Source organism: Micromonospora sp. Utrum1 (assembly GCF_057197805.1).
Window position 1 is genome coordinate 2492596 of record NZ_CM170071.1, and the last position, 12476, is coordinate 2505071.

The window sequence follows — 12476 nt, forward strand, 5'->3', positions numbered from 1 at the left end:
GTCCGATTCGGGCGGTTCTGCCGGGGCGCGAAGTGCAAGATCGCCGCGGGGGCGGTGGGTCAGGCCGGGACGACGGGGCGGTCGTCGGTGGCGGTGGGGGTGATGGTGTCGGGTGGGAGGGTCAGGGTGTCGCGGTGGCGGCGGCTGAGCAGCCAGCCGAGGGCCGCTCCGCCGGCCAGCCCGGCGAGTAGGCCGCCGCCCAGCAGCAGATCGGCGCTCGGCCCGTCCTCGGTCGGTGCCGGAGGCGGGGCGGCCGGTTCGGCGAGCGGCTCGCCGTGGCCGGCGTGCGCTGCGGCCCTCGCCGGAGCGGGCAGCAGGGTGACCGTCGGGGCGGGGTGCGCCCCGCCGGGCGGGTCGGTCCAGCGGACCACCGTGCCGTCGGCGTACGTCTGAATCACCGAGAAGGTGAGCCGGGCGGTGGCCGGCATCGGGCCCATGCCGAGCGAGAGCCGGGCCGGCCCGGTGCTGCCGGGCATCCGGATCCAGGTCACCGCGTCGGTCACCTGGTTCAGCTCGGAGGCGTGGATGCCGGCGACCGGCCGGTCGAGGGTGCGGGTGGTGATGGTCGGAGCCCAGTCCGGCACGGACAGCGGATAGACCTCGCCGATCGGGGCGTCCGCGGGCATCCGCAGCTCGATCCGGCTGGTCCGGCTGCCGGCCCGCTCCTCGGGCAGCACCACGGCCAGTTCGATGGCGTCGCCCTGGTGCACCTGGGCGGGTGAGGTCGTGAGGGTCACCTCGGCGGCGCTCGCCGCGCCCGGCCAGCCCAGCGGGCCGCCGAGCGCGGCGGCCATCAGCGCCGTCGCCCACCACCGGCCCCGACGGATCATCGTCATGGTCGTCCCCATCCGTGTCGACGCGGCCGGCAACCGGCTCCGGCCCCACCCGGTAGTTCGGGCGCGCGGGCGGAAAGGTTCAACGCGAGACGGAACTGGTCGGCCGGGGGAGCGCGGCGTCGCCGACGGCGCGGGTCCGGGCGACCGATAGCATCGCAGGGGCCGGTACCCGGCACATCAGAACCCGCTCGAAGACAGGAGTCACCGTGTCCGCACCCCGTACCCCCGTCGTGGCCGACCCCGTCGTCGTCGCCGCCGGGACGACGGCGGCCGACGCGGTGGCCGCGGCCGGCCTGCCGATGACCGGCCCCAAGGCGATCGTGGTGGTCCGCGACCCGCAGGGCGTGCTGCGCGACCTGGACTGGAAGCCGTCCGAGGAGACCGCGGTCGAGCCGGTCGCCCTCGACAGCCCGGACGGGCTGAACGTGCTGCGCCACTCCACCGCGCACGTGCTGGCCCAGGCCGTGCAGGACGTCTTCCCGGAGGCCAAGCTCGGCATCGGCCCGCCGATCGAGAACGGCTTCTACTACGACTTCCAGGTGGCCAAGCCGTTCCAGCCGGACGACCTGGCGAAGCTCGAGAAGCGGATGCAGGAGATCGTCAAGTCCGGCCAGCGGTTCCGCCGGCGCCGCTTCAGCAGCCTGGACGAGGCGCGGGGCGAGCTGGCCGCCGAGCCGTTCAAGATGGAGCTGATCGAGGTCAAGGGGGAGGGGCTGGACTCCTCCGAGGTGATGGAGGTGGGCGGCGGCGAGCTGACCATCTACGACAACCTCGCCGCCAACGAGGACAAGGTCTGCTGGTCCGACCTGTGCCGGGGCCCGCACCTGCCGAACACCCGGCTGATCGGCGCGTTCAAGCTGATGCGCTCGGCCGCCGCCTACTGGCGGGGCTCGGAGAAGAACCCGCAGCTCCAGCGGGTCTACGGCACCGCGTGGCCGACCCGGGACGGGCTCAAGGCGTACCTGAGGCTGCTGGAGGAGGCCGCCCGGCGCGACCACCGCAAGCTCGGCGCGGACCTGGACCTGTTCAGCTTCCCCGACGAGATCGGCTCCGGCCTGGCGGTCTTCCACCCCAAGGGCGGCGTGCTCAAGCGGGTGATGGAGGACTACGTCCGGACCCGCCACATCGAGGAGGGCTTCCAGTACGTCGGGACCCCGCACATCTCGAAGGAAGGGCTGTTCCACACCTCGGGCCACCTGCCGTACTACGCCGACGGCATGTACCCGCCCATGGAACTCGAGGGCGCGGACTACTACCTCAAGGCCATGAACTGCCCGATGCACAACCTGATCTACCGGTCGCGCGGGCGGTCCTACCGTGAGCTGCCGATGCGGCTGTTCGAGTTCGGGTCGGTCTACCGGTACGAGAAGTCGGGCGTGGTGCACGGGCTGACCCGGGTGCGCGGCCTGACCCAGGACGACTCGCACTCGTACTGCACCCGCGAGCAGGCGCCGGCCGAGATCAAGCACCTGCTCAACTTCGTGCTGAGCCTGCTGAAGGACTTCGGCATCGACGACTTCTACCTGGAGCTGTCCACCCGCGACGAAGCCCGGCTCGACAAGTTCGTCGGCTCGGACTCGGACTGGGCCACGGCCACCTCGGTGCTGGAGCAGTGCGCGCTGGAGACCGGGCTCGACCTGGTGCCGGACCCGGGCGGCGCGGCCTTCTACGGCCCGAAGATCTCGGTGCAGGCCAAGGACGCCATCGGCCGCACCTGGCAGCTGTCGACCATCCAGTACGACTTCAACCAGCCGAAGGGCTTCGGGCTGGAGTACCAGGCGGCCGACGGCACGCGGCAGCAGCCGGTCATGATCCACTGCGCCAAGTTCGGGTCGATCGAGCGGTTCATCGGCGTGCTCACCGAGCACTACGCGGGCGCGTTCCCGGCCTGGCTCGCCCCGGTGCAGGTGGTCGGCATCCCGATCCGCGAGGACCACACCGACTACCTCCAGGACTTCGTCACGGCGCTGCGGAAGCAGGGGATCCGGGCCGAGGTCGACGCGGGCGACGACCGGATGCAGAAGAAGATCCGCAACGCCCAGCAGCAGAAGATCCCGTTCATGGTGATCGCCGGCGACGACGACGTGGCCGCCGGCACGGTCTCCTTCCGCTACCGGGACGGGTCGCAGCGCAACGGCGTGCCGATCGAGGAGGCGGTGGCCCACGTGCGGGACGTGGTCGAGTCCCGGACCAACGCCGGGCCGTCGGCGGAGGGGACGCCCAACACCTGAGCCACCCGTCCCCCGCGCGGCCGGTGCGCACGGGTGGGCTCCGGTGCGCTGACCGTAGGATCGGCGTGTGACTGGGGCGGAACGGCACTTCGACGGCGGCGCCGGCAGCGGCGGCGACAACGGTCTGGCGGACGGGCTGGAACGGCTCTGGACGCCGCACCGGATGACCTACATCTCGGGCGAGGACCGGCCCGAAGGTGGCTACGAGAAGCCGACCGGCTGCCCGTTCTGCCTCGCCCCCGGCCTGCCGCCGGACGAGAGCCTGGTGGTGGCCCGGGGCGAGCACGTCTACGCGGTGCTCAACCTCTACCCCTACAACCCGGGGCACCTGCTGGTCTGCCCGTACCGGCACGTGGCGGACTACACCGAGCTGGACGTGCCGGAGACCGCCGAGCTGGCCGCGTTCACCAAGGACGCCATGCGGGTGGTCCGGCACGTCTCCAACGCGCACGGCTTCAACCTGGGGATGAACCAGGGCGGCGTGGCCGGTGCGGGCATCGCCGCGCACCTGCACCAGCACGTGGTGCCGCGCTGGGGCGGCGACGCGAACTTCATGCCGGTGATCGGCCGCACCAAGGTGCTGCCGCAACTGCTCGCCGACACCCGGGACCTGTTCGCCAAGGCCTGGCCGGCCTGACGGCCAGGGGCGTGCCCCGGCGCAGCCGACCGTTCCCGGTGGCGGCCGGGCCGCGTCGGCGAGGGTCCCGGCGGCCCGCAGCCGGAAGTACGATCTTGCCCATGGCCCTGCTGCATCGCGCGGAACTGCGCCCCTCGAAGCTCGACCTGCTCGCCTCCTGGCTGCCCGGCCGGCCCTGGTTCGCCGGCACCCCGGGCGCGGAGGTCACCCGCGTGGCGGCCTACCGGTTCGACGACCCGGCCGGCGAGGTCGGCATCGAGACCATCCTGGTCCGGGCCGGCGACGGGCCGATCCTCCAGGTGCCGCTGACCTACCGGGCCGCGCCGCTGGCCGGCGCCGACCGCTGGCTGGTCGGCACCACCGAGCACTCCGTGCTGGGCCCCCGCTGGGTGTACGACGCCTGCGGCGACCCGGTCTACCCACCGGCCCTGGCCGCCGCCGTTCTGGCCGACGCCGGGCAGGCGGAGGAGTACTTCGAGGTCGACGGCCGCCGCGAGGTGCGCCCGCCGAACATGACCCTGGCCGGCGCCCGGACCGGCACGGCCGCCACCCTCGACGCGGTCGACGAGGTGGTCGACGGCGACCCGGCGCTGATCCGGGCCGGCGGCGTGGAGCTGGCCCTGGTCCGCCGGCCGATCCCGACCCACGCCCCGACGCCGGCCCGGCTGACCGGCGCCTGGGCTGGCCAGATCGACCCGGTGTTGCTGGCGTACGCCCGCTGACCGGCCGCCGGCGGCCGGGCGGCCGCTGACCGTCCAACCGCCGCCGGGCGCGCCCGCTGACCGTCCGGCGGTCGGCCCGGCACCGGGGGTGAGGAAGCCGCCCGCGGGTCCGGGGAAGGTGGCAGGATGCGGCGATGGCAGTCAGCACGCGGCCGTTGGGCCGCAGCGGCATCGCGGTCAGCGCCCTCGGCATGGGCTGCTGGGCGATCGGCGGCCCGTGGGCCGAGGGTGCCCGCCCGCTGGGTTGGGGCGCGGTCGACGACGAGGAGTCGGTCCGGGCGGTCCGCCGCGCCCTCGACCTCGGGGTGACCCTCTTCGACACCGCCGACACGTACGGGGCCGGGCACGGCGAGCGGATCCTCGGCCGGGCCCTCGCCGGCCGGCGCGACGAGGCGGTGATCGCCACGAAGTGGGGCTACACCTTCGACGAGCGGACCCGGCAGGCCACCGGGGAGGACGCCTCGCCGGAATACCTGCGGCGGGCGGTCGTCGACTCGCTGCGCCGGCTGGACACCGACCGGATCGACCTCTACCAGTTGCACCTCGGCGACCTGCCGGTGCCCCGGGCCGAGGCGCTGGTCGGCACCCTGGAGGACCTGGTCGCCGACGGGCTGGTCCGGGCGTACGGCTGGAGCACCGACCGGGCCGACCGGGCGGCGGCCTTCGCCCAGGTCGCCCGCGGCGCGGCCGCCGTGCAGCACGGCCTGTCGGTGCTCCGGGACGCCCCGGCCATGCTGGCCGTCTGCGAGAAGCACGACCTGGCCAGCCTGGCCCGGGGGCCGCTCGGGATGGGGCTGCTCACCGGCAAGTACCACCCGGAGTCCACGCTGCCCCGCGACGACCTGCGCGGCACCCCGCCGAACTGGCTGGAGTGGTTCCGCAGCGGCCGGCCCGCCCCGGAGTGGCTGCGCCGGGTCGCCGCCGTCCGCGACGCGCTGACCGCCGACGGCCGGACCCTGACCCAGGGCGCGCTCGGCTGGATCTGGGCGCGCAGCGGCCGCGCCGTGCCGATTCCCGGCGCCCGTACGGTCGCCCAGGTCGAGGAGAACGCCGGCGCGCTGGCCCGGGGCCCGCTCGCCCCCGACCACTTCGCCGAGGTGGAGCGCCGGCTCGCCGCCCTGCGGTCGGCCGCGCTGCGCGACGCCGACCGCCCGCGCTGGCCCATGCCGCCGGTCCCCGCCGCCCGCCCCTGACCCGCGCCCGCACCGCGGCGGGCCGGGGCGGTGGCACGGTCAGGAACGGCCGCCGGCCTCCTTGCGGACCTGCTCGGCGAGGTGGGTGGGCATCGGCTCGTAGCGGGCGAACTCGCGCCGGAAGGTGCCGGTGCCGGCGGTCATCGAGCGCAGCTCGACCGCGTAGCGCAGCAGCTCGGTGGCCGGGACCTCGGCGCGGACCAGGGTGCGGCCCTCGGCGTCCGGGTCCGGCTCGGTGCCGAGCACCCGGCCGCGCCGGCCGGACAGGTCGCCCATCACCGCGCCCACGGACGAGTCGGGCACCCGGACGGTGACCTCGTCGACCGGCTCCAGCAGCGTGGGCTGCCCCTTCTCGGCGGCGTCCCGCAGGGCGAGCGCGCCCGCGGTCTGGAACGCCGCGTCGGAGGAGTCCACGCTGTGCGCCTTGCCGTCGAAGAGGGTCACCCGCAGGTCGACCACCGGGTAGCCGCCGACCAGGCCGCGCTCCATCTGGGTGCGGACGCCCTTCTCCACCGAGGGGATGTAGTTGTGCGGCACCGCGCCGCCGACCACCTTGTCGACGAACTCGAAGCCGGCGCCCCGGGGCAGCGGCGTGACCTCGATGTCGCAGACGGCGTACTGGCCGTGGCCGCCGGACTGCTTGACGTGCCGGCCGTGCCCCTGGGCGCCGGTCGTGAACGTCTCGCGCAGCGCCACCCGGACCGGCTCAGTCTCCAGCTCCACCCCGCCAGCGCGCAGCCGGTCGAGCACCACGTCGGCGTGCGCCTCGCCCATGCACCAGAGCACCAGCTGGTGGGTTTCGGCGTTGCGGTCCAGCCGCAGCGTCGGGTCGCCGGCGACCAGCCGGGCCAGGTTACGGGCCAGGGCGTCCTCGTCGGCCCGGCTCTTCGCCACGATGGCCACCGGCAGCAGCGGCTCCGGCATCTCCCACGGGGCGATGAGCAGCGGCTCGTCCTTGGTGGAGATCGTGTCGCCGGTCTCCGCGCTGCCCGACTTGGTGATCGCGCAGATGTCCCCGGCCACGGCGGTCTGCACCTCGCGCAGCGTCGCGCCGAGCGGGCTGTAGATGTGGCCGACCCGCTCGTCGGCGTCGTGGTCGGGGTGACCGCGCTCGGCCATGCCGTGCCCGGACACGTGGATCACCTGGTCGGGGCTGAGCGTGCCGGAGAAGACCCGCACCAGGGAGACCCGCCCGACGTGCCGGTCCACGGTCGTCTTGACCACCTCGGCGACCAGCGGGCCGTCGGGGTCGCAGGCCAGCGGCGGCCGGGGCGAGCCGTCCACCCCGGTGACCGCGGGCAGCTCGTGCTCCAGCGGCGACGGGAACGCCGCCACCAGGCCGTCCAGCAGCGCGTCCAGGCCGACGCCGGTCTCCGCGCAGACCGGCACCACCGGGTAGAAGTGGCCGCGGGCGACCGCCGTCTCCAGGTCGGTGATGAGCACCTCGGTGTCGATCTCCTCGCCGCCGAGGTAGCGGTCCATCAGCGTCTCGTCCTCGCTCTCCGCGATGACCCCCTCGATCAGCTCGTTGCGGGACTCGAGGATGGCCGGCAGGTGCTCCGGGTCCGGCGCGCGCACCGCCGCCGGCAGGCCCTGGGAGTAGTCGAAGACCCGCCGGGTGATCAGCCCCATCAGGCCGGCGACCGACTCGCCGTCGTCGCCCAGCATCGGCAGGTAGAGAGGGAGCACGTTGTCGCCGAAGACCCGCTGGCAGAGCGCCACCGCCTCGTCGAAGTCGGCGCGCGGGTGGTCCAGCCGGGTCACCGCGACGGCGCGGGGCATGTCGACCGCGGCGCACTCCTCCCAGAGCGCGGCGGTGGCCGCGTCCATCCCGTCGACGGCGGAGACCACGAACAGCGCCGCGTCGGCGGCCCGCAGCCCGGCGCGCAACTCGCCGACGAAGTCGCCGTACCCGGGGGTGTCCAGAAGGTTGACCTTGACGTCGCGGTGCAGCAGCGGGGCACAGGCCAGGCTCACCGACCGCTGCTGGCGGACGGCGGCGGGGTCGTGGTCGCAGACCGTGGTGCCGTCGGTGACGCTGCCGGCCCGGCCGATCGTGCCGCTGGCCGCGAGCAGCGCCTCGACCAGGGTCGTCTTGCCCGCCCCGGAGTGCCCGACGAGCACCACGTTGCGAACCCTGCCGGGCTCGGTCACCACCGGCGCGCCGCCGGTGACACCCTTCTCCTGATTCTTCTGCGCCATCGCGGCGCACCTCCCTCAACCGGTGGTGGTGGCGACCGCCGCGCGCGACGGGGAAGCGGCCCGGGCGGGCACCGCGGCGATATCTTCCGGTGATCTCCTGGACGACGGGTACGCGGACGGGTGATCCGGTGAACTGGCTCACCTCCCACGCTCGATCTCACACCTGTAACCGGGTCGGCACAAGTACGCCTGGCGGGTCGGTACGACCGGCTGTGTCCCCGGCCGCTGCCGGCCGTTATCGTGGGACAGCCATGGCGAAGATCTTCCAAGTGACGGCCCGCGCGGGGATGACCCGCGTCGTGGAGCCGGTCGCGCGCGGCCTGCTCCGCGCCGGTGTGTCCCCCAACGCGGTCACGGTGACCGGTACCGTCGGCGTGCTCGTCGGGGCGCTCGGCTTCGGTGCCCGCGGTCATCTGGTCGCCGGTGCGCTGATCGTCACGGTCTTCGCGCTCACCGACCTGCTCGACGGCACGATGGCCCGGATGAGCGGCGGTTCCACCCGGTTCGGGGCCTTCCTCGACTCGAGCATGGACCGGATCGCCGACAGCGCGGTCTTCGGCGCGGTCGCCTACTGGCTGGCCACCGAGCGCGACCATTCCGCGGTGGCCGCCGCGCTGCTCTGCCTGGCCGCCGGTGGGCTGGTGTCCTACGTCAAGGCCCGCGCCGAGGGGCTGGGGATGACCTCCAACGTCGGTATCGCCGAGCGCACCGAGCGGCTGCTGATCGTCGGCGTGGGCGGCCTGCTCACCGGCCTCGGCGTCGACCCGGCCCTGGAGATCGCGCTCTGGCTGCTCGCCGCCGTCTCGATCTTCACGGTCGGGCAGCGGATGGCCCACGTGTACCGGCAGGCACAGCCGGCCGGCCGGGAGTGAACCTCACCGAGGCGGGCTACGTCGCCGGTTGGCGCCTGGTCCGCGCGCTGCCCCGGCCCGTGGTCGCCGCGGCCTTCCGGGCAGGCGCCGACCGCGCCCACCGCCGGGGCGGCAAGGGCGTTCAGCGGCTGCGCGCCAACCTGCGCCGGGTGGTCGGCCCGGAGCTGCCGGAGGCGGAGCTGGACGAGCTGGCCCGCGCCGGCCTGCGGTCGTACGCCCGGTACTGGCTGGAGGCGTTCCGGCTGCCGAGCCTGAGCCGCCAGGAGATCCTGGCCGGGTTCCACCTCGACGGCCAGGAGAAGCTCGCCGCCGACGTGGCGGCCGGGCGGGGCGCGGTGGTCGCGCTGCCGCACGCCGGCAACTGGGACGCCGCCGGCGCCTGGGTGGCGGCAAACGGCTGGCCGATCACCACTGTCGCCGAGCGGCTCGAGCGGGAGGGCCTCTACAAGCGCTTCCTCGCCTTCCGGCAGGGCCTCGGCATGGAGATCCTGCCCACCTCCGGCGGCGACCGGCCGGCGTTCGACGTGCTGGTGGACCGGCTGCGGGCGGGCGCCGTGGTGCCGCTGCTCGCCGACCGGGACCTCTCCGCCCGGGGCGTGGAGGTGGAGTTCTTCGGCGGCCCGACCCGGATGCCGGCCGGCCCGGCCCTGCTGGCGCTGCGCACCGGCGCGCCGCTCTACGTGGCCTCGCTGTGGTTCGAGCCGGACCGCGCCCGCGCCGCCATCGAGGGCCCGCTGGAGCTGCCCGAGGAGGGCAGCGCCCCGCTGGACGCCCGGGTGCGCGTGGTGACCCAGCGGATTGCCGACGGTCTTGCGGTGGGCATCGCCCGGCATCCGGAAGACTGGCACATGTTGCAGCGGATGTGGCTGGACCAGCGCACGGACCGCTCCACCGCGCCGGCGCCGCCGGCGTCCACCACCGGGACGATCTGAGGGAGCGGGGCGCAATGCGGATCGGCATCGTGTGCCCGTACTCCTTCGACGTGCCGGGCGGGGTGCAGAACCACGTCATGGACCTGGCCGAGGCGCTGCTCGGGCTCGGCCACGAGGTGAGCGTGCTGGCCCCGGCCGACGAGGACTCGCCGCTGCCGCCGTACGTGGTCTCGGCTGGCCGGGCGGTGCCGCTGCCGTACAACGGCTCGGTGGCCCGGATCGCCTTCGGCCCGGTCTCCACGACCCGGGTGCGGCGCTGGATCACCCGGGGCGACTTCGACGTGCTGCACGTGCACGAGCCGCTCACCCCCAGCCTGTCGATGCTCGCCGTGCTCTGCGCCCGGGGCCCGGTGGTGGCGACCTTCCACACCGCGATGACCCGGTCCCGGGTGCTCTCCGCCGCGCAGGGGGTGCTCCAGATCCTCCTCGAACGAATCACCGCCCGGATCGCGGTGAGCGCCCTGGCCCGCAAGGTGCAGGTCGAGCACATGGACGGCGGCGCCGTGGAGATCCCCAACGGGGTGGCGGTGGCGAAGTTCGCCGGCGTCGAGCCGCTGTCCGGCTGGCCGGGGGAGTGCGGGCCGGGCACCGGCGGGACCCTCGGTTTCCTCGGCCGGTTCACCGAGCCCCGCAAGGGCTTCCCGATCCTGCGGGACGCCTTCGTCGCGCTCGCCCCGCACCGCCCCGGGCTGCGCCTGCTGGTGGCCGGGCCGGGCGACGCCGACGACCTGTTCGGGCAGTTCCCGGCCGGGCTGCGGGACCGGGTCACCTTCCTCGGCATGGTTTCCGAGGCGGACAAAGCTCGCATGCTGCGCAGCGTGCACCTGTACGTCGCACCGAACACCGGCGGGGAGTCCTTCGGGATGATCCTCACCGAGGCGCTGGCCGCCGGCACCACCGTGGTGGCCAGCGACCTGGACGCGTTCCGCCGGGTGCTGGACGGCGGGCGGGCCGGCCGGCTCTTCCCGACCGGGGACGCGGCGGCGCTGCGTACCGCCCTGGCCGAGCTGCTCGACGACGCCGGGCAGCGGGCCGCGCTGACCGCCTGCGGCGACCAGGTGGTGGCGAATTTCGACTGGCCCGTGGTTGCCCGCCGGGTTCTGGAGGTATACGCAGCGGCGATCGAAGCCACCGACGGCCGGGTCATGGACACCGAATGGGCGGAGCTGGGCTGAACCCGGTGGCCGGTGGGGCCGCTGTGACGAGCGCGTCGACCCGTGCCCGCGCGGGCCGGGCGGGATGAGGAGCAGCACTACGATGCCGGGCATGTGGTGGGTGGTGGGCGCGCTCCTGGTGCTCGGGCTGGTCTCGGCGTACCTGATCTGGACCGCCGGCCGGGTCGAGCGGCTGCAGTCGCGCGCGGAGTCGGCGGCCCGGGCGCTCGACGCGCACCTGCTGCGCCGCGCGGCCGCCGCCGCGGTGCTGGCCGAGCAGCGCTACGGCGTGGAGCTGTACGCGGCCGCCCGGATCGCCCTGGACGCCGTCGAAGAGGAGCGGGAGGCCGCGGAGAACGACCTCACCCGGCAGCTGCGCACGGTGGAGCTGGACCCGGCGGACCCGGCCTGCGAGGCGGTGATCGCCGCCAGCCGGCGGCTGGCCCTGGCGCGGCAGGTGCACACCGATCTGGTCCGGGACGCCCGGGCGGCCCGGGGCCGCCCCCTGGTACGCCTGTTGCGGATGGGACGCGGGCGGGAGTGGCCGCGCTACTTCGACATCGACGATCCCACGGTCATCCCGCGGGCGGACGTCACCACCGGCTGAGCGGGCGGTGCCCCGACCCCGGTGACGCCGACCACAGAGCAGGCCACCGGGGGTCTGATTGGCTGTCGGACCGGCGTTGACCCCGTCGTAGCCTTTTCGCAGCCACCCCCCGCGCACGTCCAAGGAGCGATGACCCGTGCCCGAATCCACCTCCCCGAACACCAACGCCAACCCGGTCGTCGGCACCGCCCGCGTCAAGCGGGGCATGGCCGAGATGCTCAAGGGCGGCGTGATCATGGACGTGGTCACCCCCGAGCAGGCCAAGATCGCCGAGGACGCCGGCGCGGTCGCCGTCATGGCGCTGGAGCGGGTGCCCGCCGACATCCGCGCCCAGGGCGGCGTCTCCCGGATGAGCGACCCGGACATGATCGACGGCATCATCAACGCGGTCTCCATCCCGGTGATGGCCAAGGCCCGGATCGGCCACTTCGTCGAGGCGCAGATCCTCCAGTCCCTCGGCGTCGACTACGTCGACGAGTCCGAGGTGCTCACCCCGGCCGACTACGCGAACCACATCGACAAGTGGGCGATCACCGTCCCCTTCGTCTGCGGCGCGACCAACCTGGGCGAGGCGCTGCGCCGGATCACCGAGGGCGCCGCCATGATCCGGTCGAAGGGCGAGGCCGGCACCGGTGACGTCTCCAACGCCACCACCCACATGCGCAAGATCCGCCAGGAGATCCGCCGCCTGCAGTCGCTGCCGGCCGACGAGCTGTTCGTGGCGGCCAAGGAGCTGCAGGCGCCGTACGAGCTGGTTAAGGAGATCGCCGAGACCGGCAAGCTGCCGGTCGTGCTGTTCACCGCGGGCGGCATCGCCACCCCGGCGGACGCGGCCATGATGATGCAGCTCGGCGCCGAGGGCGTCTTCGTCGGCTCGGGCATCTTCAAGTCGGGCAACCCGGCCCAGCGCGCCGCCGCGATCGTGAAGGCCACCACCTTCCACGACGACCCGGACGTGCTGGCCAAGGTCTCCCGCGGCCTGGGCGAGGCGATGGTCGGCATCAACGTCGACGAGATCCCGCAGCCGCACCGGCTGGCCGAGCGCGGCTGGTGACGGCGACCGGACGGGGCCCGGCCCGGGCCCCGTCCG

11 protein-coding genes are annotated in these 12476 nt (G+C 74.3%); 9 read left to right on the forward strand and 2 right to left on the reverse strand.

The annotated features are described in order from the left end of the window. Positions 1–59 precede the first annotated feature (59 nt). On the reverse strand, positions 60–836 hold the full coding sequence (locus AC0OLQ_RS11990) for a DUF1775 domain-containing protein (protein WP_484531377.1): 777 nt from the start codon (positions 834–836) through the stop codon (positions 60–62). Positions 837–1042: 206 nt separating this feature from the next. Here AC0OLQ_RS11990 and thrS point away from each other — a divergent pair, with 206 nt between their 5' ends. The 4 genes from thrS (at position 1043) to AC0OLQ_RS12010 (ending at position 5619) form a co-directional block, all read left to right on the forward strand. Continuing rightward, a complete protein-coding gene (gene thrS / locus AC0OLQ_RS11995) occupies positions 1043–3067 on the forward strand; it encodes a threonine--tRNA ligase (RefSeq protein ID WP_484531378.1) in 2025 nt (674 codons plus the stop codon). A 67-nt stretch (positions 3068–3134) separates the two neighbouring features. Further along, positions 3135–3704 (forward strand): HIT family protein, encoded by a 570-nt coding sequence (locus AC0OLQ_RS12000; protein ID WP_484531379.1) that lies wholly within the window; start codon positions 3135–3137, stop codon positions 3702–3704. Between the two features lie 101 nt (positions 3705–3805). Beyond that, a complete protein-coding gene (locus AC0OLQ_RS12005) occupies positions 3806–4426 on the forward strand; it encodes a CG0192-related protein (protein ID WP_484531380.1) in 621 nt (206 codons plus the stop codon). A 134-nt stretch (positions 4427–4560) separates the two neighbouring features. Beyond that, positions 4561–5619, forward strand: coding sequence for an aldo/keto reductase (locus AC0OLQ_RS12010; RefSeq protein WP_484531381.1), 1059 nt, complete (start codon positions 4561–4563; stop codon positions 5617–5619). A gap of 39 nt (positions 5620–5658) precedes the next feature. Here the strand turns inward: AC0OLQ_RS12010 and AC0OLQ_RS12015 are convergent, their stop codons facing one another. Further along, complete coding sequence (locus AC0OLQ_RS12015) at positions 5659–7821, reverse strand: elongation factor G-like protein EF-G2 (RefSeq protein WP_484531382.1); 2163 nt, start codon at positions 7819–7821, stop codon at positions 5659–5661. 251 nt (positions 7822–8072) lie between these two features. On the opposite strand from AC0OLQ_RS12015, the gene pgsA reads away from it, so the two are divergent. From pgsA to pdxS, 5 genes are all read left to right on the forward strand, one after another. Next, positions 8073–8693, forward strand: coding sequence for a phosphatidylinositol phosphate synthase (gene pgsA / locus AC0OLQ_RS12020; RefSeq protein ID WP_484531383.1), 621 nt, complete (start codon positions 8073–8075; stop codon positions 8691–8693). Next, a complete protein-coding gene (locus AC0OLQ_RS12025; protein ID WP_484531384.1) occupies positions 8690–9625 on the forward strand; it encodes a phosphatidylinositol mannoside acyltransferase in 936 nt (311 codons plus the stop codon). The genes pgsA and AC0OLQ_RS12025 overlap by 4 nt, the downstream gene beginning before the upstream one ends. A gap of 14 nt (positions 9626–9639) precedes the next feature. Further along, positions 9640–10800, forward strand: coding sequence for a glycosyltransferase family 4 protein (locus AC0OLQ_RS12030; RefSeq protein WP_484531385.1), 1161 nt, complete (start codon positions 9640–9642; stop codon positions 10798–10800). 82 nt (positions 10801–10882) lie between these two features. Then, positions 10883–11386, forward strand: coding sequence for a hypothetical protein (locus tag AC0OLQ_RS12035; RefSeq protein ID WP_484531386.1), 504 nt, complete (start codon positions 10883–10885; stop codon positions 11384–11386). A gap of 136 nt (positions 11387–11522) precedes the next feature. Then, entirely contained in the window at positions 11523–12440 is a 918-nt protein-coding gene (gene pdxS, locus AC0OLQ_RS12040) for a pyridoxal 5'-phosphate synthase lyase subunit PdxS (protein ID WP_484531387.1), read from the forward strand. The last annotated feature ends 36 nt before the right edge of the window (positions 12441–12476 follow it).

Excerpts from the sequence above, each read along its gene's own strand:
- AC0OLQ_RS11990 (WP_484531377.1), bottom strand. The coding sequence starts at position 836 with ATGACGATGATCCGTCGGGGCCGGTGGTGGGCGACGGCGCTGATGGCC.
- AC0OLQ_RS12005 (WP_484531380.1), top strand. The coding sequence starts at position 3,806 with ATGGCCCTGCTGCATCGCGCGGAACTGCGCCCCTCGAAGCTCGACCTG.
- AC0OLQ_RS12010 (WP_484531381.1), top strand. The coding sequence starts at position 4,561 with ATGGCAGTCAGCACGCGGCCGTTGGGCCGCAGCGGCATCGCGGTCAGC.
- AC0OLQ_RS12015 (WP_484531382.1), bottom strand. The coding sequence starts at position 7,821 with ATGGCGCAGAAGAATCAGGAGAAGGGTGTCACCGGCGGCGCGCCGGTG.
- pgsA (WP_484531383.1), top strand. The coding sequence starts at position 8,073 with ATGGCGAAGATCTTCCAAGTGACGGCCCGCGCGGGGATGACCCGCGTC.
- AC0OLQ_RS12030 (WP_484531385.1), top strand. The coding sequence starts at position 9,640 with ATGCGGATCGGCATCGTGTGCCCGTACTCCTTCGACGTGCCGGGCGGG.
- AC0OLQ_RS12035 (WP_484531386.1), top strand. The coding sequence starts at position 10,883 with ATGCCGGGCATGTGGTGGGTGGTGGGCGCGCTCCTGGTGCTCGGGCTG.